20 protein-coding genes are annotated in these 23221 nt (G+C 68.1%); 7 read left to right on the forward strand and 13 right to left on the reverse strand.

Annotated features, from left to right (window positions below):
- Window positions 1–42: 42 nt before the first annotated feature.
- Window positions 43–1512, forward strand: coding sequence for an efflux transporter outer membrane subunit (locus tag Q0C57_RS08435; RefSeq protein WP_296574866.1), 1470 nt, complete (start codon window positions 43–45; stop codon window positions 1510–1512).
- Window positions 1502–1636: a hypothetical protein gene (locus tag Q0C57_RS08440; protein ID WP_296574867.1), complete on the forward strand. Its 135-nt coding sequence runs from the start codon at window positions 1502–1504 to the stop codon at window positions 1634–1636. The genes Q0C57_RS08435 and Q0C57_RS08440 overlap by 11 nt, the downstream gene beginning before the upstream one ends.
- Window positions 1637–1694: 58 nt before the next feature.
- Here the strand turns inward: Q0C57_RS08440 and Q0C57_RS08445 are convergent, their stop codons facing one another.
- From Q0C57_RS08445 to Q0C57_RS08475, 7 genes are all read right to left on the reverse strand, one after another.
- Entirely contained in the window at window positions 1695–2558 is an 864-nt protein-coding gene (locus Q0C57_RS08445) for an intradiol ring-cleavage dioxygenase (RefSeq protein WP_296574869.1), read from the reverse strand.
- Window positions 2559–2562: 4 nt separating this feature from the next.
- Window positions 2563–3882 carry a TRAP transporter large permease gene (locus Q0C57_RS08450; RefSeq protein ID WP_296574871.1) on the reverse strand — a complete coding sequence of 440 codons (1320 nt, stop codon included), beginning with the start codon at window positions 3880–3882 and terminating at the stop codon, window positions 2563–2565.
- A gap of 6 nt (window positions 3883–3888) precedes the next feature.
- A complete protein-coding gene (locus Q0C57_RS08455; RefSeq protein WP_296574874.1) occupies window positions 3889–4446 on the reverse strand; it encodes a TRAP transporter small permease subunit in 558 nt (185 codons plus the stop codon).
- 84 nt (window positions 4447–4530) lie between these two features.
- Window positions 4531–5610: a C4-dicarboxylate TRAP transporter substrate-binding protein gene (locus Q0C57_RS08460; protein ID WP_296574876.1), complete on the reverse strand. Its 1080-nt coding sequence runs from the start codon at window positions 5608–5610 to the stop codon at window positions 4531–4533.
- Window positions 5611–5728: 118 nt separating this feature from the next.
- Window positions 5729–8128: a xanthine dehydrogenase family protein molybdopterin-binding subunit gene (locus tag Q0C57_RS08465; protein ID WP_296574877.1), complete on the reverse strand. Its 2400-nt coding sequence runs from the start codon at window positions 8126–8128 to the stop codon at window positions 5729–5731.
- Window positions 8128–8616, reverse strand: coding sequence for a (2Fe-2S)-binding protein (locus Q0C57_RS08470; RefSeq protein ID WP_296574879.1), 489 nt, complete (start codon window positions 8614–8616; stop codon window positions 8128–8130). Before Q0C57_RS08470 ends, Q0C57_RS08465 begins: the two co-directional genes overlap by 1 nt.
- Window positions 8613–9488 carry a xanthine dehydrogenase family protein subunit M gene (locus Q0C57_RS08475; RefSeq protein WP_296574883.1) on the reverse strand — a complete coding sequence of 292 codons (876 nt, stop codon included), beginning with the start codon at window positions 9486–9488 and terminating at the stop codon, window positions 8613–8615. Before Q0C57_RS08475 ends, Q0C57_RS08470 begins: the two co-directional genes overlap by 4 nt.
- A 136-nt stretch (window positions 9489–9624) precedes the next feature.
- Here Q0C57_RS08475 and Q0C57_RS08480 point away from each other — a divergent pair, with 136 nt between their 5' ends.
- Window positions 9625–10242 (forward strand): TetR/AcrR family transcriptional regulator, encoded by a 618-nt coding sequence (locus Q0C57_RS08480; protein WP_296574886.1) that lies wholly within the window; start codon window positions 9625–9627, stop codon window positions 10240–10242.
- A 32-nt stretch (window positions 10243–10274) separates the two neighbouring features.
- Entirely contained in the window at window positions 10275–10568 is a 294-nt protein-coding gene (locus Q0C57_RS08485; RefSeq protein WP_296574889.1) for a YciI family protein, read from the forward strand.
- Window positions 10569–10591: 23 nt separating this feature from the next.
- Here Q0C57_RS08485 and Q0C57_RS08490 read toward each other — a convergent pair whose 3' ends face one another.
- The 3 genes from Q0C57_RS08490 to Q0C57_RS08500 form a co-directional block, all read right to left on the reverse strand.
- The gene (locus Q0C57_RS08490) at window positions 10592–12214 is read right to left on the reverse strand and encodes an alpha-D-glucose phosphate-specific phosphoglucomutase (protein WP_296574892.1); all 1623 of its coding nucleotides are present in this window, start codon (window positions 12212–12214) and stop codon (window positions 10592–10594) included.
- A gap of 245 nt (window positions 12215–12459) precedes the next feature.
- On the reverse strand, window positions 12460–13110 hold the full coding sequence (locus tag Q0C57_RS08495) for a spermidine synthase (protein WP_296574895.1): 651 nt from the start codon (window positions 13108–13110) through the stop codon (window positions 12460–12462).
- An 88-nt stretch (window positions 13111–13198) separates the two neighbouring features.
- On the reverse strand, window positions 13199–13858 hold the full coding sequence (locus Q0C57_RS08500; RefSeq protein WP_296574898.1) for a class I SAM-dependent methyltransferase: 660 nt from the start codon (window positions 13856–13858) through the stop codon (window positions 13199–13201).
- A gap of 82 nt (window positions 13859–13940) precedes the next feature.
- On the opposite strand from Q0C57_RS08500, the gene Q0C57_RS08505 reads away from it, so the two are divergent.
- Complete coding sequence (locus Q0C57_RS08505) at window positions 13941–14891, forward strand: LysR family transcriptional regulator (RefSeq protein ID WP_296574900.1); 951 nt, start codon at window positions 13941–13943, stop codon at window positions 14889–14891.
- A 92-nt stretch (window positions 14892–14983) separates the two neighbouring features.
- Here the strand turns inward: Q0C57_RS08505 and Q0C57_RS08510 are convergent, their stop codons facing one another.
- A complete protein-coding gene (locus Q0C57_RS08510) occupies window positions 14984–15982 on the reverse strand; it encodes a TerC family protein (protein ID WP_296574903.1) in 999 nt (332 codons plus the stop codon).
- A gap of 464 nt (window positions 15983–16446) precedes the next feature.
- On the opposite strand from Q0C57_RS08510, the gene nhaR reads away from it, so the two are divergent.
- Window positions 16447–17340 (forward strand): transcriptional activator NhaR, encoded by an 894-nt coding sequence (nhaR, locus tag Q0C57_RS08515; RefSeq protein ID WP_296574905.1) that lies wholly within the window; start codon window positions 16447–16449, stop codon window positions 17338–17340.
- 67 nt (window positions 17341–17407) lie between these two features.
- Here the strand turns inward: nhaR and Q0C57_RS08520 are convergent, their stop codons facing one another.
- Complete coding sequence (locus Q0C57_RS08520; RefSeq protein WP_296574907.1) at window positions 17408–18721, reverse strand: HlyD family type I secretion periplasmic adaptor subunit; 1314 nt, start codon at window positions 18719–18721, stop codon at window positions 17408–17410.
- Window positions 18722–18873: 152 nt separating this feature from the next.
- Entirely contained in the window at window positions 18874–21222 is a 2349-nt protein-coding gene (locus tag Q0C57_RS08525) for a hypothetical protein (protein ID WP_296574910.1), read from the reverse strand.
- A gap of 227 nt (window positions 21223–21449) precedes the next feature.
- On the opposite strand from Q0C57_RS08525, the gene Q0C57_RS08530 reads away from it, so the two are divergent.
- Window positions 21450–23192, forward strand: coding sequence for a type I secretion system permease/ATPase (locus Q0C57_RS08530; protein WP_296574913.1), 1743 nt, complete (start codon window positions 21450–21452; stop codon window positions 23190–23192).
- The last annotated feature ends 29 nt before the right edge of the window (window positions 23193–23221 follow it).

The following is a 23221-nucleotide window of genomic DNA, read 5'->3' on the forward strand; positions in this document are numbered from 1 at the left end:
CCAGGCACCGCTATCTCACGCAGCTGGCGCCGCCGGGTAGGCTTGGCCGTCGCGTTCGGGTCGCGGTCCCTGTCCCTGGTGCCGGTCGCCCTCGCTCTTGGTCTTGCAGGCTGCGCCGTCGGGCCCGACTACCAATCCCCGACACCCGCTCTGTCGGCCAACCATGCCAATGCCCGTCATGCGCGCCCGATCCGGCCGGGGGAGCTCACGGACTGGTGGAAGCGTTTCGGCGATCCGACACTGAACCATCTGATCGACGAGGCTGTGGCGGCCAATCTCGACGTGGCCGCTGCCAAGGCGCGCATCCGCGAGGCGCGGGCGACGCGGGTGCAGATCGGTGCGGGCCTTTTCCCGCAGGTCAATGGCGGGGCCTCGTCCTCGCATGCGCGGTCGAGCGCCTCCGCCTCTGGCGTCAATATCACCTCCAACCTCTATCAGGCCGGCTTTGACGCCAGCTGGGAGCTCGATCTCTTCGGTGAGACGCGGCGCGGCCTTGAAGCGGCGGACCGGGGCGTGGAGGCGGCGGAGGAGAGCCTGCGCACGACGCTTCTGACCCTCGTCGGCGACGTCGCCCAGAACTATGTCGAGGCGAAGGGATTCCTCGCCCGCGCCAGCTTCGCGCAGCGGACGGTGGCGATCCAGCGGCAAACCGCGGCGCTGACGCGTGCGAGGTTCGAGGCCGGTGCCGCCTCGGCCGTCGACGTCGCCAAGGCGACGGCTTTCGCCAGCAGCACCAGCGCCAATATCCCGACCCTGGAGACCGCCTTCTCGGCCGCTGCCCACCGGATCGGCGTGCTGATCGGTCGGGAGCCGGCCGCGGTCGTCGCCCTGCTGCGGCGCAGCGCGGTCATTCCCGCACCGCGCCACAATCTGCCGCCCGGCGTCCCCGCCGACGTGCTGCTGCAGCGGCCCGACGTACGTCTGGCCGAGCGGCTCCTCGCCCAGTCCACGGCGCGGATCGGGCAGGCGGAGGCGGCGCTCTATCCCAGTGTCTCGCTCACCGGCTCGCTGCGCACCAGCGGCATCCGGATCGGCGATCTCGGCAATGGCTCGTCGCTCGCCTGGTCCTATGGGCCGTCAGTGACGATCCCGGTCTTCAATGCCGGGCGGCTCCGGGCCGCGGTCGAGGTGGCGGAAGCCCAGCGTGACCAGTCCTATGCGGCCTTCCACCAGGCGGTCCTGTTCGCGCTCGAGGACGTGGAGAACGCCCTCGTCGGTCTCGCCCAGCAGCGCATCCGCTACCAGAGCCTGGCGACCGCCGTGCGCAATTACCGCGAGGCCGGCCGCCTCGCCCGTATCGTCTATGGCCAGGGGGCGTCGAGCTTCCTCGAGGTGCTCGATGCCGAGCGCTCCCTCTACGATTCGGAGGATTCGCTGCTGCAGAGCCAGGTCCTGATCGCCACCCGTTTCATTGCGCTGGGCAAGGCGCTCGGCGGCGGGCCGGGCGGCGTTATCGATGTGGCGCGGCCGCTCGTCGTCGACGGCGAGAGGGGTCCCAGGCTTGCCCGCTGAGGCCGCCGCGGCTCAGACGAACGGCACCGAGACGCTGCCGAGCGGGCCGAAACCGGCCTGCAACGTGTCGCCCTTCGCCGCCCGGACCAGCCAGGTGAAGGAGGCGGAGGCCTCCGACGTCTGAGGCCGCAGGGTTGCGAAGGCTGCGCGACCGACCGTCCGGCGATCCAGTGCCTCCGGCGTCAGGCAGCCGAAGGCTTCAGCCCGAAGGCGTGTTGAAGCAACTGCCAGGCCGGCGGCGCCTCAGACCCGTCGGGATAGGCACCGCCGGCCTTTTCCGTCAGCGTGGCGACCAGGCTCTCCTTGACGCCGAAGACGGCATCGCTCGCGAGCCAGGGATCGCCCGGCATGAACAGATGCGTCACCAGCGTCTCGTGGCCGGGCGCCGCGATGCGGAAATGGATATGGGCGGGGCGCATCGGATGGCGTTTCGTCGCTTCGAGCAACTGGCCGACCGGACCGTCATGGGGGATCGGATAGCTCGACGGCACGATGGTGCGGAAGCCGAACCGGCCGTCGGCATCGGTGATGAAGCGGGCGCGAAGCGAGGGCTCTTCGGTGCCCTTCTGGGCATCGTAGAAACCCTCGTCGTCGGAATGCCAGATGTCGACCGCCGCCCCGGCGATGGGGGCGCCCCCAGACGAGGCGACCGTGCCCGCGACGAAGAGGCGTTCGCCCGGCTCATCCGCCGCGATGTCGGCGCCATAGGGTGTGACGCGGTGCTCGCCGAGATAGAAGGGGCCGAGCACCGTCGTCTCGGTGGCGCCATCCGGCATGCGGTGATTGATCGCGTCGACCAGCATGGAGATGCCGAGCACGTCGGAGAGCAGGATGAATTCCTGCCGCTTGTCGTCGCACATGTGGCCGGTGCGGGTGAGAAAGCCGATGGCGGCGATCCATTCCGCTTCGGTGAGCTCCACCTCCTTGACGAAGGCATGGGCATGGCGGACCAGCGCCTGGACCACCTGTTTCAGCCGCGGCTCCGGACAGTCGGCGAAGCGGTTGACCACCGCGTCGGTGAGATTGTGCTCGTCGAAGCTCAGCATGGCGTCACTTCACCAGGGCGGTGGCAAGGAAGGGGAAGAAGGCGATGAGCACCAGTCCGACACCCATGACCGCGAGATAGGGAATGGTCCCGGCGAAAATGGTCTCGATGCCCACTTTCGGGTCTCCCAGCGTTGCCTTGACGGTAAAGACCGAGATGCCGAAGGGCGGCGTCAGCAGTCCCATTTCGACGGCGATGATGGTGACGATGCCGAAATGGATGAGATCGAAGCCCATGGCCGCGGCGATGGGCGCCCCGATCGGCACCATGATCAGGAGGATCGAGGTGGAATCGAGGATCATGCCCATCAAGAGGACGACGATGACGAAGGCGAAGAGGAAGCCGTAGGGCCCGAGGCCGAGATGCTCGACGAAATCGCCGATGGCATTGGGTACGCCCGCCATGGAAAGCATGCGGGAGTAGAGGCCGGCGGCGATGAGGAGGAAGAGGATCGAGGCCGAGACGATGCCGGCCTCTTTCAGCACCCGCCAGAATTTCGGCCAGTCGAGCCGGCGGCGGACGAGGGCGATGACGAGGGCGCCGGCGGCTCCCACCGCCCCTGCCTCGGTCGGTGTGAAGAAGCCCGTATAGAGGCCCCCGAGGATGAGCACGACGAGGCAGGCGATCGGCACGGACTTGGCCAGCATCTCGGCGGTGCCCATGGCAGGCGCGTCGTCCACGTCGGACTTGCCGGCATCGACGAAAATCTTGTGGGGCCAAAGCGTCGCATAGAGCCAGATCATCACCGTGAAGCCGAAGGCGATGATGAGGCCGGGGATGACACCGGCGACGAACATCCGGCCGATCGAAACCTCGGCCAGGACCCCGTAGACGATCATCAGGAGGCTCGGCGGGATGAGCATGCCGAGAATGGCGGAGCCGGCGACCGTGCCTGTCGCGAAGCGCATGTTGTAGCCGTGGCGCACCATTTCCGGCACCGCCACCTTGGTGAAGACGGCGGCCGAGGCGATGGAGACGCCCGTCACCGCGGCGAAGACCGCATTGGCCGCCACCGTCGCCATGCCGAGCCCGCCGCGGATGCGCCGGAGCAGTGCCTGCGCCACCTCGAACGTGTCCTTGCCGACGTCGGATATGCTGACCAGCAACCCCATCAGCACGAAGAGCGGAATGGTGGCGAAGAGATAGTCCTGGATGCCGGAATAGGTGGCGAGCGCGGTGAAGCGGAAGGCGAGATCGACATTGTCGCGGATCAGCCAGACGCCGATCGCGCCGGTGCCGATGAGGGACAGGCCGATCGGCAGGCCGAGCAGGATCAGCGCCACCATGGCGCCGATGAGGACAAAACCGAGCGTGATGTCTTCCATGGCGGCTCAGCCCCCGGCCGGTTTGCGCCGGCCACCGATCTCGGCGACGAACAGCATGAGATAGGCGAGGGCCCCGGCGCTCCCGCCGAGAATGATGAGGGCGCGGAACGGCCAGGTCGGCACGGTGAACAGGCCCTGGACGCCGAAGAATTCGCGGGAGGCCAGTGAGCCCCACATGCCCGGCCAGGCTGCCCAGGCGACGAAGGCCATGACGGCTGCGCCGATCAGGAGGAACAGTGCCTCGATGGCCCGTCCGACGGCAGGATGGCGGTGCAGCACGCCTTCGATCAGGAAATCCGCCCGCGTCATGCGCTTGCCATAGATGGTGGCGCCGATCTGCAGGAAGACGATGCCGACAATGGAATGGGCGGCGATCTCCGAGACACCGGTGATCGGCATGGACAGGAAGGACCGCCCGATGACGTCGGCGCAGATGAGCAGCATCAGTCCGAAGGTCCAGACGGTGCCGATGGCGGCGAGGGCGTCGAGGATGAGGCGAACCGGATCAAAGGGCTGAGGGGCGCTCGCGCGCGCCAGCGCCGAGACGTCGATGTCGTCGGCCATTCAGGTCTCTCCAGGCGGCCTCGGAAGGAATGCGGGTGCGGTCCGGGCGCCGGCGGGGTGCCGGCGCCCGGGATCGTGGTCGGCTCAGGCCGAGGCTTCGCGGTCCCAGTCGCGGCCCGGCGTCTGGCCGGCGGCACGGATGGCGGCGAAATAGGCCCTCAGCACGTCGCGCGCGGCCGGGCCGGAACTGTCGGCCCAGGTCTTGGCGATGTTCGGCAGGCCGGTGATCCAACGCTTGCGCTCGGCATCGGCGAGTGTGGTGATGATCGAGCCCTTGGCGACCATCTCCTTCTCTGCCGCATCGATGCGCGAGGACACGTCCGCAATGTGCCTCTGCGTGGTGATCTTGCCGGCATCGGCGATGGCCTTCTGGAAGGCGGCCGGCCAGCGGTCATGACGCTGCTTGTTGGCGGCGATGCCACCCACATACATGGCGCCGGTGTCGCATTTGGTCACGTATTTCGCGACCTCGTAGACGCGGGTCGGCAGGATGCCGACGAAGAAGGAGAGCGCGCCTTCCGACACGCCGGTCTGGATGTCGGTGTAGTAGGTGGTCAGCGCGCCGTCGACCGGGGTGGCGCCGGTGCCGGTCAGCCAGTTGGCCGAGGTGCCCGGGGCCGAGATCTTGCGATTCCGCAGGTCGTCGAGGGTGCGGATCGGGAAGGTCGACCAGATGTGGTAGGTGTCGGTGATGAACGAGGAGAGCGGCACCATGTTGAGGCCGTTCCAGTTCTGCTTGATGGCCGGAACCGTCTCGTTCAGCGTGTCGAAGGTGCGGGCGATGAGGCCATGGTCGCCGGTGGTGAAGGGCGTGAAATAGCTGACATTCTGGAGCGGCATGGTGGAGCCTTCCCAGAGCGTGCCGACATAGCCGATGTCGGTGATGTTGTCGCGCACCGCCTCCATCGTGTCCTGGAACTTGTAGAGCGTGCCGCCATAGGCCTCGCGCCAGTTGACGCGCAGCTGGTTGCCGTTGTCGCGCAGGTGCTTCTCGACCTCCGGCTGGAAGACATTCTTCATCATCGAGACCCAGAAATTCTGGACCGGATGGCTCGCCGCGATGGTGACGTTGAGGGTCTGCTGGGCCGAGGCCCGGATGGAGAAGACGGGCAGCGTGGCCGCGCCGGCCGCGCCGGCCATGAATGTGCGCCTGGTGGTCGTCATCGTCGTTCCTTCCTTTGGGGTCGAGGATCGCTGCGATCCTCTGTTTCCTGCTGTTTTCGGCGGCCGGTTGCTCCGGCCTTTCGGTATCGGGGGACAGGCTATCACCGGCCCCCCAGGCTCATGCAATGGTCCCGAGCGCCCTCAGGATCCGGTCGGGTGTGAAGGGCTGGGCGAGGACCCGCGCGCCGAGGGGCGAGAGGGCGTCGTTGATGGCGTTCATGATGGCGGCGGGGGCGCCGGCGGTGCCGGCCTCGCCCGCGCCCTTGGCGCCGAGGAGGGATTCCTTCGTCGGCGTCTCGACGTGACCGACATGCATGTCAGGCATCTCGGCCGCCATCGGCACGAGATAGTCGGCGAGGGTTGTGGTGAGGAGCTGGCCGTCCTCGTTGTAGATGCAGTGCTCGTAGAGCGCGCCGCCGATGCCCTGGACGATGCCGCCGCGCACCTGCTCGTCGACGAGCATGGGGTTGATGACGCGGCCGCAATCCTCGACGCACCAGTGCTCGAGGAGCTTCACCATGCCGGTCTCGACATCGACCTCAAGCCAGCTCGCCTGGATGCCGTTGGTGAAGGCGAAGGGGTATTCCTTGGTGATGAAGTGGCGCGTCTGGACGAGTTCGCGCGCCAGGTCCTTCGGCAGCGTGTCGCCGCGGTAGTAGACGATGCGGCCGAGCTCGGCGAGCGGCATGCGCACCTGGCCGGTGGCCTTGTCCACCACCTCGCCCATGATGATGTCGAGGCTCGACCCTTGCGCCTGCAGCATGGCGCCGGCGACCTCGAGGATCTGCTCCTTCAGGGCGATGGCCGATTGCAGGGCCGCCTCGCCGCCGATGCCGGCGCCGCGGCAGGCCCAGGTGCCGCCGCCATAGGGCGTCGTCTGGGTGTCGCCGGTGACGACCTTGACCTTGGAGACCGGAACGCCGACGCCGTGGGCGACGATCTGGGCGAGGATGGCCTCGGTGCCCTGACCCTGTTCGGTGACGCCGGACAGCGCGACCAGCGAGCCGTCGGGATCCATGCGCACCGTACAGCCATCCTGCGCCGAGATCTTGGCGCCACCGATCCCGTACATGAAGGGCGAGGGATTGGTCAGCTCGATGAAGCTGGCGAGCCCGAGGCCGCGATAGATGCCGCGCTGGCGCTGCTCGAGCTGATCGGCGCGAATTTTTTCGACCGGCACCATGGCGAGGAGCTTGTCGAGGGAAGCGTGGTGCGACAGGCCCTCGAACCGCATGCCGGCCGGCGAGGTGCAGGGATAGGCGTCGTCGCGGATGAGGTTCTTCCGGCGGATCGCGACCTTGTCCATGCCGAGCGCCTCGGCGGCGAGGTCGACGAGGCCTTCGGTCACGGTCGTGGCGATCGGGTGGCCGACGGCGCGGTACTGGCAGGTCGGCGACTTGTTCTGCAGCACGACGGTGGTGGTGCAGCGATAGTTGGCGAAGGCATAGGGACCGCCGCAGAGATTGACGACCTGGTTGCCCTCCACGGCGCTGGTGCGGGGATAGACCGAATAGGGGCCGATGCCGGTGAGATCGTCGATGTCGAAGGCGAGGAAGCGCCCCTCCGCATCGACCGCGAGGCGGCCCTTGATGCGATGGTCGCGGGCGTGGATGTCGCTGCCGAAGGCCTCGAAGCGGTCGGCGATGAATTTCACCGGCCGCCCCATGATCTTCGACATGCAGGCGACGGCCATCTCGTCGGGATAGACGTGGACCTTGATGCCGTAGGAGCCGCCGACATCCTTGCAGATGACACGGACATCGCCTTCCGCCATGCGCAATTGCGTGGCGAAGACGTTCTGCATCATGTGCGGTGCCTGGGTCGAATGGTGGACCGTCAGCGTGCCGTCGGCGCGGTTGTAGTCGGCGATGATGGAGCGCGGCTCCAGCGTCACGCCGGTGTGGCGGCCGGTGTGGAAGGTGGCCTCGACGATCCGGTGGGCGGCGGCGAAGGCGGCGGCGACATCGCCGGTCTCGGCGGTGCGGGTGAAGACCAGGTTGTCGCCGAGCTCGGGATGGATGACGACCGCTCCGGGGGCCAGTGCCGTCTCCATGTCGACCTGGGCCGGCAGCGGCTCGAAAGCCACGGCCAGTGCGGCGACGCCGTCCTCTGCGGCGGCGCGGCTCTCGGCGACGACGGCGACCACCGCCTCGCCCTGCCAGGTGGCGCGCTCCAGCGGCAATGGATATTGCGGCGCCGATTTCATGCCCTTGAGGTGGGCGAGGACGGCGACCCAGGGATCGCAGACCTTCGCGAGGTCGGCGCCGGTGAAGACCCTGACGACGCCGGGAACCGCCAGCGCCGCCGCGGGATCGACCGAGACGATGCGGGCATGGGCATGGGGCGAGCGCAGGAAGGCGGCATGGACCAGCCGCGGCAGGGTGACATCGTCGGTATAGGTGGCGCGGCCCTCGACCAGCTTGCGGGCATTGGGGCGCGGCACGGAGCGGCCGATATAGGAGTTCGGCAGGTCCTCGCGGGAGAGCCCGAGGGACTTGGGTGTGACGATCTCGTTCATCAGGCGGCCTCGCTCGTGCGGCGTGCCTTCAGCACGTCCTCGACCGCGTCAACGATGGCCTGGTAGCCGGTGCAGCGGCAGTAATTGCCGGAAATGTGCTCGCGGATCTCCTCGCGAGTGGCTTCAGGCGACTCGACGAGGATGTCGGCAGCGGTGACCAGCATGCCCGGGGTGCAATAGCCGCACTGGGCGGCGTTGCGGGCGACGAAGGCCTCCTGCAGGTCACGGATCTCGCCGGTGTCCGACAGGCCCTCGATGGTCTCGACCACGGAGCCGTCGAGGCTCGCGACCATGACGAGGCAGCCGCGCACCGGATCGCCGTCGAGGCGGACGGTGCAGGCGCCGCAGACCCCGTGTTCACAGCCGGTATGGGCCCCGGTGAGACCGAGCTCCATGCGCAGGAAATCGATGAGGTGGAGACGCGTGTCGACGCTGCGGGACACCCGCTCGCCGTTGACGGTCAGGGTGATGTCGATGCGGCGGTTCATGCGGCCTGCTCCGCCGGTGCGAGAAAGGGCCCGAGGGCGCGGGCGGTGAGCACCCGGGCGAGGTGCCGCTTCAGCTCCGGCCCGCCGTGCAGATCGCCCGGCGGATCGAGATCCCCGGCGAGGGCGCCTTGCGCGGCGGCGATGGTGGCCTGGGTGAGCTTTGTCCCGGTGAGGGCGACGGAGGCGCCCCGGGCGATCTCGGCGCCGGATCCGACGCCGAAGAAGACGAGCCGCGCGGCGTCGACCGTGCGGTCCGCCGTCACCGCCAGCACGGCGGCGAGGCCGGCCATGGCGTAGTCGCCGGAGCGGCGCGTCACCTCGACGATGGTCTGGCGGCTCGCCGGCGTCGCCACCGGCACGTCCACCGCCGTGATGATCTCGCCGGGCTGGAGGTCGGTCGTGAACAGGCCCTGGAAGAAATCGGCGGCGGGTACGCGGCGCTCGCCGCTCCGCGAGGCGACAACGATGGTGGCATCGAGGGCCACCATGCAGGCGGGCAGTTCGGCGGCCGGGTCGGCGAGCGCCAGGCTGCCGCCGATCGTGCCGCGGTTGCGGATGGCGGGATGGGCTATGAGCGGGGCGGCCTGCGCCAGGATCGGCGCATGGGCGGCGACCAGCGGATCGCGGCCGAGATCGGCATGGCGCGTCAAAGCGCCGAGACGCAGCGTCCCACCCGTCACCGACACGCCGCGAAGCGCCGGGATACGGGTGATGTCGATGAGGCCCGAGGGCTCCGACAGGCGGAACGACAGCGTTGCCAGCAGGCTCTGCCCGCCCGCCAGGATCTGGGCCTCGGGTCCGGCGGCGTCGAGCACCTGCCAGAGTTCGTCGAGGCTTTCGACGCGGGCATAGCCCATCGCCGGCCACTTCATGGTACGTCTCCTCGTCGAGGCCGGCTGTGTTGCCTTGCGGCGCAGCGGTCCGTATTCTTTAATTGGTCAAATGATCAACGACGGGCCGGCCGTGAGTCAAGGGCCTTGCGCCGGTCGTTCGACCCGGGGGAGACGCATGGCGGACGGCATGGCCCTGACCGCGCGACGCAAGCGGCTGCCGCCGGAGGCACGGCGCGAGCAGATCGTCGACGCGGCCGTGTGCTATTTCGCGGAGGTCGGGCTTGCCGGCACGACGCGCGACCTCGCCAAGCGGGCGGGTATCACCCAGGCGCTGCTCTACCAGTATTTCGGCAGCAAGGCGGAGCTGCTGGAGGCGGTCTTCGCGCGGGTCTATCTCGACCGGATGTCGCCGCGCTGGCCCGGCTTGATCACCGACCGAAGCCGGTCGCTGCGCGAGCGCATGCTGACCTTCTACGCGGAATATACCGGCGCCATCTTCTCCTATGAATGGCTGCGCATCTTCATGGCGGCGGGCCTGGCCGGCGAGGCGCTGAACCGCCGCTACCTCGATCATGTGCGCGACGTGCTGCTGGCGCCGCTGCTGGAGGAGATCCGCTTCGCCGCGCGGCCCGATGCCCAGCCGGAGATGGAGGACCTGTGGAACCTCCATGGCGGGATCATCTATCTCGGCATCCGCCGCCACATCTACCATCTGCCGACGCCGGACGACGTCATGCCGGTGATCGAACGTGCCGTCGACCGGTTCCTTGCCGGTTTCGCCATCGGCCACTGACCCGCCGGATCGGCCAGCCTGCAGGACCGCCCATGACCGTTCTCTTCGCCATCCATGCCGTCGACCGGACCGGAGCCCTGCCGGTCCGGCTCGCCCATTACGACGCCCACAAGGCCTTCCTGTCCGACACCACGACGCATGGCGTGCGCATCGTCATGTCGGGGCCGTTGATGAGTGACGATGGCGAGGCGATGATCGGCAGCCTGTTCCTCGTCGAGGCGCCCGACCGCGCCCGTGTCGAGGCCTTCAACCGGGCCGACCCCTTCCACTCCGCCGGAATCTGGCAGAGCGTCACCATCACGCGCTTCCTCCGCCGCCAGGGCTGAGGCGGCGCGCCGACGGCCGGTGGTCAGCTGATCACGGAGGGGCCCGCGCGGCCGGTGAAGCGCGTGACGTCGGCGACCTGCATGGCGATGGCCTGGACTTCCGCGAGTGCCTCGGCGGGCTGGCGGTGGTGGTCCGCGCCGCGCGGGGCGAAGCGTTCGAGATAGACCCGCAGCGTGGCGCCGCGCGTTCCCGTTCCCGACAGGCGATAGACGATGCGGGCCTCGTCGGCGATGATCTGGACGCCCTGTTTCGTCGCCGTGGAACCGTCGACGGGGTCGTCATAGGCGAAGTCGTTGACATCGGTGACGGTGAGGCGTCCGGCCAGTTCGCCGGGAAGGCGCGGCATCCGCCGCCGCAGTGTCTCCATCAGTTCCTCGGCGGCGGCGGCATCCACCTCCTCGAAGTCGAGGCGCTGGTAGTAGTCGCGTCCATGGGCCTGCCAGTGATCGCGGAGGATCTCGGAGACGGGCTGCCGCCGTTCGGCGAGAATGTTCAGCCACATCATCACCGCCCAGAGGCCGTCCTTTTCGCGGACATGGTTCGATCCGGTGCCGGCGCTCTCCTCGCCGCAGATGGTGATGAGGCCGGCCTCGAGGAGGCTGGCGAAGAATTTCCATCCCGTCGGGGTGACGTGACAGGAGACACCGAGGGAGGCTGCGACGCGGTCGAGCGCTCGGCTCGTCGGCATCGAGCGGGCGACGCCGGCGAGGCCGCCGCGATAGCCGGGCACGAGGTGAGCGTTGGCGGCGATGACCGCGAGGCTGTCGCTCGGCGAGACGACGAGGCCGCGGCCGACAATCAGGTTGCGGTCGCCATCGCCGTCGGAGGCGGCGCCGAAATCGGCCTGGGCGCGGGCGGCGACGAAGTCCACGAGGCCCGCGGCATGGTGCGGATTGGGGTCGGGATGCAGGCCGCCGAAGTCGGGCAGCGGGACCTGGTTCATCAGGCTGGCCGCGGGCAGGCCGAGTCGGTGCTGGAACAGCGCGGTGGCATAGGGACCGGTCACGGCATGCATCGCGTCGAAGCGCATGGTGAAGCCAGAACGGAACAGATCGGCGATGCGCTCGAAGTCGAACAGGGTTTCGAGCAGCGCGACATAGTCGGCAACGCCGTCGATCACCTCGATGAGGCAGCCGCCGGCCTGGTGGCGGCCGTCACGGTCCAGCGCGATGTCCGGCATGTCGGCGATGGCGTAGTGCGCGGTCGTGCGGGTGCGCCGGTGGATGGCGTCGGAGACGGCAATGGGGATGGGACCGCCATGGGCGGCGTTGATCTTGATGCCGAAATCGCCGTCCGGGCCACCGGGATTGTGACTCGCCGACAGGATGATGCCGGCCTTGGCCCGGCGTGCGCGGATGAGGGCCGAGGCGGCCGGCGTCGACAGCAGCCCGCCACGGCCGACGACGACATGGCCGACCTTGTGGGCGACGGCCATCTTCAGGATGGTCTGGATGGCCTCGTCGTTAAAGAAGCGCCCGTCGCCGCCCACCACCAGCGTCGCGCCGGCGACGTCGATTTCGGCGAAGACCGCCTGCATGAACAGGGCGACATAATGGGGCTGCATCGCATGGCCTGTCGGCTTCCTCAGGCCCGACGTGCCGAGGGTCTGGTCGAGATAGGGGCGGGCATCCACGGACAGGATCACATGCATCTCCAAGGTGGCGGCAGGACTTCGGTCGCCGGCTGCCGCGCCGACACAGCGCCATAGCACCGCAAGGGCGATGAACCCTAGCTGAAGTCGTCCCCTCGGCGACAGGACCTCAGGGACTGCGAGCGGGACCGAAGGCGGTTCTTGTCGGCCTCAGGCGGCGGAGCTGCCGTCCGCGGCCGCCACGCGGGCGAGATAGACCGTCTGGGTATAGGGCCGGTCTAGAAGCGGGTTGTGGAAGGTCACCGGCTCGGCCCAGGCGGCGGCAAAGACGTCGGCAAGCCTCGCGACGAAGGTCGGATCGGGCATGGCATCGGACCAGAGGCCGAATATGCCGCCGGGTCGGATGTGGCGCGCGACCGCGGCCAGGCCTTCGGGCGTGTAGAAGCCCGTGCTGCGGCCATCAGGAGCTCGTCGGGGGAATGGTCGATATCGACCAGCACGGCATCGAAGCGCCGGTCGGGGCTCTGCGGGTCGAGGCCGGTGCGGCTCGCCGCCAGCGCGAAGAAGTCGCCGGCGACGAAGCGGCAGCGCGGATCGCCGGGGAGCGCCGTCCCCATGGGCAGGAGCCCCGCCCGGTGCCAGCCGATCACCGGTTCCAGCATCTCGACGACGACGAGCGAGGCGACGTCGGCATGGTCGAGGACGGCCTTGGCGGTATAGCCGAGGCCAAGGCCGGCGACGGCGACATCGGCCGGGCCGCCGGCCAGACCGGCGAGGCCGAGATCGGCCAGCGCGATCTCCGAGGCGGTGAAGAGGCTGGACATCAGGAACTCGTCGCCGAGCTTGATCTCGTAGACGTCGACGTCGAGCCGGTGCTCGCGCCGCCGTCTGAGACTGAGGGCGCCGATCGGCGTCTCCTGATAGTCAAGTTCCTGGAAAAAGTGGCTCAAGCCATGCATCCTGCGGCGGCGTCGCCCGTGCGCCGGCCGGGCGGACCCTAGGCCCAAAGGGCGGCCAAGGATACCGCGCCGGCCGGCGTCATGGCTGCTCCGACATGTCCTCGGCCTTGCGGGCGAGAATGAAGATGCGCGGATCCCAGCGCTTCGACCCATGGCGCTCGGCGGCAAGGACCGCGAAGCCCGCGACGGCCAGTTCCGCTTCGAGGTCGCTGGCGGAAAATGTCGCGACGAAAGGGGCCTTGCCGACGGCGCGCATCAGCGGAATGGCGAGACGGATCAGCAGGTTCATCTCGGCGAGAGCCGGCGTCTTGGTGATCAGGAGGCCGCCCGGCTTCAGTCTTTGGCGGATGGCGCGCAGGGTCGCGGCGCGATCGCGGACCAGATGCAGCATGTTGAAGGCGAGCACCGCGTCATAGCCGCCGTCGACCTCAGGGCTCGTGTCCACTGACGCCACCGCGAACCGGGCGTCGATGCCGGTCATCGCCTCCGCCTTCTCCCGGGCGATGGCGATCATCGCCTCGGATACGTCGGTCGCAACGATGCGCCGGATGCCGGGAGCGATGGCCAGGGCCGTGGTCCCGGTGCCGCACCCGATCTCCAGCACCGTGTCGGATGGGGTGAGCAGGCCGCGGGTCCGCGCGAGACTCCGCTCATAGCCGGCCATGTCGGGAATGCGCCCGGCCGCGTATTTGCGGGCGGCCTTGTTCCAGAACGCCGCGTCTCGATCGATCATGGTCATGCTGTCCTCTTCTGGAGAGGGAATAGCATATGCGTTCGCGCATCAAATGGCGCAAAACCGGACAAGTGATATACGGATTTCCATGGAAACGATGGACTGGAACCAACTGCGTGCCTTTGCAGCCACGGCCGCTTGCGGCTCGTTGTCGGCGGCAGCACGGCGGCTCGGACTGACGCAGCCGACCCTGTCCCGCCAGATCGCGGCGCTCGAGGCGAGCCTCGGTGTCGCCCTGTTCGCGCGGGTCGGCAAGCGGCTGGTCCCGACGGAAGCGGGCCTCGGCCTGATGACCCATGCGCGGGCGATGGCGTCGGCCGCCGAAGCGATGGCGTTGACGGCGGCGGGTCAGGCGCAGGACGTGGCCGGCCGGGTGACCATCTCGGCCACCGATGCCCTCGCGGCCTATCTCCTGCCCGACATGGTCCGCGCGCTGCGTCAGGTGGCACCGCAGATCACCCTGACCATCGTTGCCTCCAACACGCTCAGCGATCTCCGGCGCCGGGAGGCCGACATCGCCATCCGTCACGTGCGGCCGCAGGAGCCCGACCTGATCGCGCGGTTGATCGGCGAGATGCCCGCCCATTTCTATGCGGCCGAATCCTGGCTCGCCGGCCGCGATCGTCCCCCAACGCTTGCCGCGCTCGGCCAGGCCGGCCTGCTGGCTTTCGAGCCTGCCGAGAGCTTCGCTGCCCACCTTGCGACCGTCGGCATCACGGTACAGGCCGACGATTTTCCCGTCGTGTCCGAGAATGCCATCGTGCTGTGGGAAATGGTGCGGCAGGGGCTCGGCATCGGGATCATGCTCGAGGCGGTCGCCAGGCTGACGCCGGGGGTGGTGCGGCTTGTGCCGGACCATGCCGGCATCCCCGTTCCGGTCTGGCTGGTCAGCCACCGCGACCTTCACACGAGCCGTCGCGTGCGCATCGTTTTCGACGTCATCGCGGAGGTGCTTGTGCGCCATCTTCGGGCGGGCCGGTCGGCGCCGCCAGCCGACGATGGGGGACCGCAGGGAGAGGCCGCTGCGGTCGGCATGTGACCGCCGGAGCCGTGCAGGCCCGGACGCCGCCCGGGCTCGCCTTGTCGATCCCGCCCGGCCGCCGGAGGCGCCGGGCGGAACTCATGACGGCCTCAGCTGTGACCCGCCGAACCCGGTGCCGCGTGCCCGCGGGTCTTCCAGAGCGAGAAGACCACGCCGCCGCCGATCAGCGCCAGGGTGACGCCGAGCGAGATGGCCGGATCGAGCTTGCCGACGATCTGGTTCCAGAAGATCTTGCCGCCGATGAACACCAGAACGATGGCGAGTGCATATTTCAGATATTCGAAGCGGTGGACCATGGCGGCGAGGGCGAAATAGAGCGCGCGCAGGCCGAGGATCGCCATGATGTTGGCGGTGAAGACGATGTAGGTGTCGGTGGTGATCGCGAAGATGGCGGGCACCGAGTCCACGGCGAAGACGAGGTCGGCGATATTGATGACGACCAGCGCCAGGAACAGCGGCGTGGCGAAGCGCACCATCTTGCCGGTCACCGGGTCAGGCTGGGTGACGAAGAATCTGGAACCGTGCAACTCCTGGGTGATGCGCATGCGCTTCGACAAGAAGCGCACGACCGGGTTGGCAGAGACGTCCTGCTCGCTCTCGCCCATCATCAGCATCTTGATGCCGGTGGCGATGAGGAAAGCACCGAAGATGTAGAGCACCCACTCATACTGCTGCACCAGCGCCGCGCCGAGGGCGATCATGATGCCGCGCAGCACCAGCACGGCCAGGATGCCCCAGAGAAGGGCGCGGTACTGATACTTTGCGGGGATGGCGAAATAGCCGAAGATGATCGATATGACGAAGACATTGTCGATCGACAGCGCCTTTTCCAGCGCATAGCCGGTGAAATATTCAATGCCCGACTTGGAGCCCATCGACCACCAGATCCACGCGCCGAAGACGACGGCGATGGCGATGTAGAAGGCCGACAGGACGAGGCTTTCACTGACGCCCAGTTCCTTGTCTGTCTTGTGCAGAACGCCGAGGTCGAAGACCAGCAGGGCACCAACAAGCACGAGGAAGATCAGCCAGAGCCACGTGGGCTTGCCGAGAAAGTCGCTGGTCAGGAATGAGGCGAGCAGTTCCATGGTCAACCTTTGTTTGAGGCGCCGCGCGGCCACCCCCTTGATGGCCGGGACGTCGTCGATCTCTGCTGTCTTTCCTGGCTCCCCGCGCATCCCATCATATGGGGGCCGCGGCGAGCCAAACACCCTGACGACTGAGGCTCTCGTCCTCGCCGGCAGGCCTCGCTACTGGGCATCCGTCAGTTCATCTTCCGTGCCGCGTCCCGGTGGATGAGACGCTATGTGGCAACGGCAGTAGCGGAACGGAGGTCCTCGTTCCGCCGCACCGGCCGGGTCGGCCTCGGGGCGCCACCAAACGCCCTGCAAGCCTTCTGATTGTCCTTGTCATGATCCGACAACCCTGCCGGGTCGCCGGGCTGCAACCCGGGGCCGGGAGCGGCGGGAATATGGGCTTGAACCATCATCGAAAAAAGCAGATTGTTTGCGCTGATTTCATCGAAAAAAACTGCGAATGAAGGGGGCCATCGGTGCTCAATTACAAGCAGCTGAACTATTTCTGGCAGGTCGCCAGGGCCGGTAGCATCGCCAGGGCCGCCACCCAGCTGCGGCTCGCGCCGCAGACGATCAGCGCGCAGATCGCCACGCTGGAGGAGGCGCTGGGCGCCAAGCTGTTCCGGCGTGTCGGGCGCGGCCTCGAACTCACCGCGGCCGGCGACCTGACCCTGTCCTATGCCGACGAGATCTTCCAGATCGGGCGGGAGCTGGAGGCCAACCTGCGCAACCAGACCAACAGCAAGGATATCCTTTTCCGCGTCGGGGTGGCCGACGTCGTGCCGAAGTCGATCGCCTATCGGCTGCTGGCGCCGGCGCTCGCCGGCGGGGCGCGCGTGCGCCTGATCTGCCGGGAAGACAAGCTGGACCGCCTGTTCACCGAAATCGCCACCCACAAGGTCGATCTGGTGATCGCCGACCGGCCGCTGCCCCATGCCCTCGGCGTCAAGGGGCAGAGCTACTCGCTCGGACGCACGGCCCTGGCCTTCTTCGCGACGGCGGAGCTCGCGGCGCGCTACCAGCCGGGCTTCCCGCGCTCGCTGCACGGCGCGCCCATGCTGCTCCCGGGGGATGGCTCGACCATGCTGATGGGGCTGACGCGCTGGTTCAGCGACCACCAGATCGAGCCGCATATCGTCGGTGAATTTGACGACAGCGCGCTGATGAAGGCTTTCGGCAAGGCCGGCACCGGGATCTTCCCGGCGCCGGCCATCCTGGCGGAGGAGATCCGGGAACAGTTCTCGGCGTCGATGATCGGCCTCGCCGAGGGCATCTCGACCCAGTACTACGCCATCTCGGTCGAGCGGAAGCTGAGCCATCCCGGGGTTCTCGCCATCGGCGAGGCGGCGCGGGCCGAAGCGAACCGGTGAGCCCTGTCACGCTCCCGCGCGGTTCTGCCTGGCGCGGAACCTATGCGCCCGGGGGCAACAGGTGGCGTCAATGCTCCCGCATGGACCGCGCCAGGGTGTCCCGCAGCGGGCCGATGAGATAGGTCAGCATCGTCCGCTCCCCGGTGATGATGATCACATCGGCCGGCATGCCGGGCACGATTTTGGCGGCCAACTCGGCGGGGATGTCGCTGCGCTCGATCGTCACCTTGGTCTGGTAGAAGGTTTCCCGGGTGCGCGCGTCCTCGACGGCGTCCGCCGAGACGGTCACCACCCTGCCGAAGATCGGGTCGGCCTTGCGGCTCGAGAAGGCGGGAAAGCGGATCTCGGCGCGTTGGCCCGTGGCAATGCTCTGGATGTTCAGGGGCGAGACCCGGGCTGTGAGCGTCAGGCGCTGCATCGGCGGGATGATCTCGGCAAGCGTCGCACCGGGCGCGATGACGGCGCCCGGAGTCGTCACCTGGACGTTGAGGACGATGCCGGCGCGCGGAGCACGCACGTCGATGCGCGTCAGGACCGCCTCGGCGACCTCGAGCTTTTCGCGCGTGTCGGCGATCCTGGCACGGATGTCGGTCAGGGCCTGGGTCTGCTCCTCCTGGGCCCGCTGGCGGATCTGCTGGATCTGCAGACGCGATTCCGAGATGACCTGATCAAGCCTTGCCAGATCCCCTTCGAGGCCGCCTGCCTCGCCATCGAGACGGGAGGCATCGCGTTCCAGCGCGCTGAACCGGTTGCGGGGGAAGAAGCCCCGCTCCATGACGGGACGGATCCGGTCGATCTCGGCCGTCAGGCTCTGTCGCTGGGTCGCCAGCGCTTCGAGCCGACGCCTGCGGCCATCGATATCGCGGGTCGTCTGCTCGATCCGCGTCTCCAGGATGCCAATCTGGTTCTGCAAAGAGTTGCGCCGTTCGGAGAGCAGGCGCTGTTGCTCGGACATGGCCTGGGCGAGGTAGGGCTGGCCGGCCTTGGCGAGGAGCTGCGGCGGGAATGCGATGGGGCCGGAGCCTTCCCGCTCGGCCAGAATGCGCGCCTCCTGGACGAAGACCGCATCGAGCTGGCGGCTGAGGAGGTCAACATTGGCCTTGGCGTTGGTGGTGTCGAGCCGGAACAGAACCTGGCCTTCCTCGACCTGATCTGCCGCCTTGACGAGGATCTCCCGGACGATGCCGCCTTCCAGATGCTGCACGGGTTTGCGGTCGCCCTCGACCGCGATGCGCCCCGGAGCTACCGCCGCGCTGTCGAGGGGGGCGATCGCCGCCCAGGCTCCAAAGCCTCCGAACACGAGGAGGATGGCGCCAAAGGCGAGCCTGGAATAGCGGCGGTGATCGCAGGAGGCTTCGCATTCAAGGGTCTTGCCGCTCATCAGTCTGTCCTTCCCCGCGCTCAGTCGGATGTTGCCCTGCAGGCTTAGCGTCGAAGCAGAGAGACCGGCTGTTCCAGAGGGAACAGCCGGTCTCATTCAGGCGCCAGGAGGACGAGGCGCCGTCTTGCGCGTGTGGTCAGGCCGCGCCCAAATCAGAAGAGGTTGAACGAGATCTTCGGGGCATCGTCGCCGAAGTCCTTGTCGAACCCACCGAAGGTGGCGGGCGGGGGGCTGTCCTGCACCGGTGCACCCTTGGTGAAGGAGGTGGCGGCCGGCTTGGCGGCGACTGCGAAATCGTCGAAGTCGTCGAAGGAGGGGCCCTTCGGCTGCTTGTCGAAGATCTCCTTCGGCAGCTCTTCCTTCAGCTCGAAGAGCGGCTTTTCGACCTCGGATCCCCTGGCCTTGCCGATATCGGCGATCTTGCTGCCGGCCTGATCGTTGCCGACCAGGATGAAGCGCGAGTCGCTGCTGTCCTGCGAGCCCTTGCCTGCGGCTTTGGTGGCCTCATCGACCGCTTCCTTGGCGTCGTCGAAGAACGAGCCGATGAAGGAATTGCCCTTCTCGCCCTTCTCGGCGACGAGCGCCTGCCCGCCCGAAGAGCGGCCGGTGCTGACGACCGACAGGCTGTCGTCGATCTTGGCGTTTTCGGCAAAGCCTTCGCGGAAGGCGTCGATGATCTCGGCGCCGGCCTTGACCGCCGTCTCGCCAGCCTTGCCGAGGCCACCGGCCAGGCCCGCTCCGATGTCCGCGGCAATGCCGAGGCCGTCCTCGAGGCCCTGCCGGGCGTCATCGACCACCTTCGCCGCATCATTCGCGGCGCTCCGGGCGCCATCGACAATGGCCTCGCCCGTCTTCTCAAGCACCGCCTTGCCTGTCTTCACCGCCGCCTCGCCGGTCTCGCCGACCTGATCGATGACCGTCTGGCCCAGCCGTGCGGCATCGCCCGCCTTGTCGGCGACGAAGTCGACGACATCCTTCGTGGCCGCTTCAGCGGATTCCGCCGCCTCGGTGACGAGCTCGCCGGTCTTGGCAAAACCCGCGCCGAGCTTGTCGCCGGCCGATTGCAGGGTGTCGCCGATGATGGCTCCGACGTCGCGTGCGGTGTCGACGACCTCGGCGGTGTTGTCCACCACGACCTCGACGGCGTTTCCGGCGGCGTTTCCGATGCCGGTTCCCACGGCTTCGATGATCTCGGCGCCGGTCTCGATGGCGGTGGCGGCCTGCCGGCCGATGCCCTCGAGCGTGTTGCGGGCCACGTCGCCTGCCGTTTCGGCCGAGTTCCTGCCGGCGGTGACGATGCCGTCGATCACGCTGGTCGCGACCTCGACTGCCGTGTCCGCCGCATTCCCGACCGCGGTCTCGACGCCGTCCTTGACGTCGTTGAGATTCTTGCCGGCCACATCGAGCAGGTTCTGGCCGGTCTCGATCACACCCTCGACATAGGCGCCACCCACCTTGCCGGCCGTCTCGACGGCATTGACCAGGTTGTCGGCCACGCCCTCCGCGGTGTTCTTGGCAACCTCGCCGATCCCTTCGAGGATCCGGCCGCCGACCTTGGCGGCACCGTCGGCGACCTCGCCGGCCGCCTCACCCAAGCCTTCGGCCGCATCCTTGCCGGCCTCGACGACCCGTCCGGCGAAACGGCCGGCATCGGATAGGGCAGTTTCACCAGCCTCACGAACACCTTCGACGACCTTGCCGGTCTCCTCGGCGGCGTCACGCAGGACCTGGCCCGCGCCCTTGCCGAAATCGACCGCGGCGTCCCTGGCGCCGTCGATGACCTTGCCGGTCTCCTCGGCGACGTCACGCAGGACCTGGCCCGCGCCCTTGCCGAAATCGATCGCGGCGTCCCTGGCGCCGTCGACGGCCTTGCCGGTCTCCTCGGCGGCGTCACGCAGGACCTGGCCCGCGCCCTTGCCGAAATCGACTGCGGCGTCCTTGGCACCGTCGACGACCTTCCCGGCCTCGGTGGCGACATCCTGGGCTCCGTCCTGGATGGCCTTGCCGACCGTCTCGACGACCTTGCCCGCAGCCTGGCCGGCTTCGTTGAGGCCGTTCTGGATAGCCTCGGCGCCCTCTTTCACGCCATCGGCACCCCTGCCGACCAGTCGGCCGGTGCCGACGATGCCGTTGCCGATCGCTTCGACCGCGCTCTTGCCAGCGGCCTCGAAGCCCTGGGCGGCGCCCTCGGCGGTCCGGGTGATCGTGCCGCCGGGATCGCGGACGAAGGCGTTGACGCCCTCGGTGACCGCCTGGCCGCCCTGCTGAACGGCGGAAGTGACGTTTCCGATGACTTCGCCGACGGCGCGCGAGGCGTCACGGGCGGTGTTGGTGACGGCTTCGCCCGCATCCTCGGCAGCACCGGTGACGCCGTCATACACGGCTCCCGCCGTCTCGGCGACAGCCTCGCCGAAATCCTCGACCGCTTCCTTGCCGCTTTCGACAATACCACCGACTGCCTCGGCTGCGTCCTCGAAGAAACCAAACAATCCGTTGCTCATGACCCGCTCCATCTGGGTGTTGAAGGCCGCTCCGGGCCTTCGGGGTTTCGATCCATCGCAGGGGCCGTTCGTCTCGGCGCCTCGATGTCCCAACCTTGGCCCCGGGCGGTGGCGGGCGCTGTTCCCGGCGGAACAGCCTCAAATTTTTCGGCAGGACAGATTGATGGGGCGCGACAGGCAAGGTTGCGACGGCCAGATTGGCTCCGCTAGAAAGGGACTTGAGACCGATGGCACAGGCGATGGACGAGGCTCGGAGCCAGAAACCGATCGATCCCCTCAAGGTCGCCATCCGCGCCTGTCTGCCGGGGACGTTCGCCGCGGTCATCATCAGCATGTTCATCAACGCGACCATGCTGGCGATGCCGATCTACTCGATGCAGATCTATGACCGCGTCCTTGCGAGCCGCAACGAGACGACGCTCCTCCTGCTGACGCTCATCGTCCTCATCTTCCTGGTGCTCTACGGCATCCTGGAATATGCCCGCTCGGGCGTGCTGGTGCGCTCGTCTGTCGCCTTCGAACGCGTCCTCCGCCGTCCTCTCTTCGATGCCATGATGCGCGCCGAACTCGATCCCGAGCGGCGCCAGGGGCAGCAGCTCATTCGCGATGCCGAGGCCATCCGCGATTCCCTGGCCAGCGGCACGGTGGCGATCATCTGCGATCTGCCGTGGACGCCGCTCTTCGTCCTGCTCTGCTACTTCATGCATCCGGTGCTCGGCATGATCGCGCTGGTCGGCGCTGTCGTCCTCTTCGCGCTGGCCGTCCTCACCGAGATCCTGACGAAGCGCGGCGTCGACCAGTCCTCCCGTCTGTCGAACGATGCCTCGACCTTCGCGGCCTCGGCGCTGCGCAACGGCGAGGTCGTCCGCGGGCTCGGCATGGGCGATACGGTGCTGGAGCGCTGGAGCGGCCAGCAAAGCGCGGCGGTGGCCGCCAATGTCGCCTCGGCCGAGCTGACCGCCGCGCTCGTCGCCATGTCGAAATTCGCCCGCATCGCGGTCCAGACCGGCGTCCTCGCCGCCGGGGCCTGGCTTGCCATCGAGAAGCAGATTTCGCCCGGGGCGATGATGGCCGCTTCGATCATCATCGGCCGCGCCCTGGCGCCGGTGGAGCAGATCGTCGGCCAGTGGAAGCGGATCGTCGGGTGCCGCAGCGCCTATCGCCGGCTTCGCCACCTGATGAACGAGTTTCCGCAGAAGGCGGCGCCGGTCAGCCTTCCCGTGCCGCAGGGCCAGATCGAGGTCGAGAATGTCGCCATCGTTCCTCCCGCTGCCGCGAAGCCTTCCGTGCGCGGGGTCTCCTTCAGTGTTCAGCCCGGCGAGAGCGTGGCGATCGTCGGCTCCTCGGGCAGCGGCAAGTCGAGCCTGGCGCGGGCCCTGGCCGGTGTCTGGGAACTGCGCGCCGGGGAAATCCGCATCGATGGCGCGGCCTTGAACCAGTGGGACCGCAACAAGCTCGGCAAGAGTGTCGGCTATCTGCCGCAGGACGTGGAGCTCTTCGCCGGGACGGTCGCCGACAACATCGCCCGTCTTGCCGATGTCGACAGCCGTGCGGTCGTCGCCGCCGCCAAGGCCGCCGGCGCCCATGACGTCATCCTGCGCCTGCCGCAGGGCTATGACACGCCGATCGGGGAGGGCGGCCTGGCGCTGTCCGGCGGCATGCGCCAGCGGGTCGGCCTTGCCCGCGCCCTCTACGGCGATCCGCGCCTCATCGTTCTCGACGAGCCCAATTCCAATCTCGACGAGGAGGGCGAGCGTGCCCTCGGTCAGGCCATTGCCGCGATGAAGGAAGCCGGCCGCACGGTGGTCGTCGTCACCCACCGCCCGCAGCTGCTCGCCTATGTCGACAAGGTGCTGGTGATGTCCTTCGGGACCGCACTCGCCTTCGGCGACCGGGACGATGTCATCGCCCGGATGCGCGGCAACAAGGTTGCAGCTGTCCAGTCCCCACGTACGAGCTCTGCGGCCTGAGAGCTTATGCGCCACCCATTCCCATGCGA

Origin of the sequence: Phreatobacter sp. (assembly GCF_022843985.1) — a bacterium.
In the GTDB taxonomy this organism is placed as follows: Bacteria; Pseudomonadota; Alphaproteobacteria; order Rhizobiales; family Phreatobacteraceae; genus Phreatobacter.

Coding starts and splice junctions, on each gene's coding strand:
- Q0C57_RS08445 (WP_296574869.1), bottom strand. CDS start 2,558: ATGCTGAGCTTCGACGAGCACAATCTCACCGACGCGGTGGTCAACCGC.
- Q0C57_RS08450 (WP_296574871.1), bottom strand. CDS start 3,882: ATGGAAGACATCACGCTCGGTTTTGTCCTCATCGGCGCCATGGTGGCG.
- Q0C57_RS08455 (WP_296574874.1), bottom strand. CDS start 4,446: ATGGCCGACGACATCGACGTCTCGGCGCTGGCGCGCGCGAGCGCCCCT.
- Q0C57_RS08460 (WP_296574876.1), bottom strand. CDS start 5,610: ATGACGACCACCAGGCGCACATTCATGGCCGGCGCGGCCGGCGCGGCC.
- Q0C57_RS08465 (WP_296574877.1), bottom strand. CDS start 8,128: ATGAACGAGATCGTCACACCCAAGTCCCTCGGGCTCTCCCGCGAGGAC.
- Q0C57_RS08470 (WP_296574879.1), bottom strand. CDS start 8,616: ATGAACCGCCGCATCGACATCACCCTGACCGTCAACGGCGAGCGGGTG.
- Q0C57_RS08475 (WP_296574883.1), bottom strand. CDS start 9,488: ATGAAGTGGCCGGCGATGGGCTATGCCCGCGTCGAAAGCCTCGACGAA.
- Q0C57_RS08480 (WP_296574886.1), top strand. CDS start 9,625: ATGGCGGACGGCATGGCCCTGACCGCGCGACGCAAGCGGCTGCCGCCG.
- Q0C57_RS08485 (WP_296574889.1), top strand. CDS start 10,275: ATGACCGTTCTCTTCGCCATCCATGCCGTCGACCGGACCGGAGCCCTG.
- Q0C57_RS08500 (WP_296574898.1), bottom strand. CDS start 13,858: ATGACCATGATCGATCGAGACGCGGCGTTCTGGAACAAGGCCGCCCGC.
- Q0C57_RS08505 (WP_296574900.1), top strand. CDS start 13,941: ATGGAAACGATGGACTGGAACCAACTGCGTGCCTTTGCAGCCACGGCC.
- Q0C57_RS08510 (WP_296574903.1), bottom strand. CDS start 15,982: ATGGAACTGCTCGCCTCATTCCTGACCAGCGACTTTCTCGGCAAGCCC.
- Q0C57_RS08520 (WP_296574907.1), bottom strand. CDS start 18,721: ATGAGCGGCAAGACCCTTGAATGCGAAGCCTCCTGCGATCACCGCCGC.
- Q0C57_RS08525 (WP_296574910.1), bottom strand. CDS start 21,222: ATGAGCAACGGATTGTTTGGTTTCTTCGAGGACGCAGCCGAGGCAGTC.
- Q0C57_RS08530 (WP_296574913.1), top strand. CDS start 21,450: ATGGCACAGGCGATGGACGAGGCTCGGAGCCAGAAACCGATCGATCCC.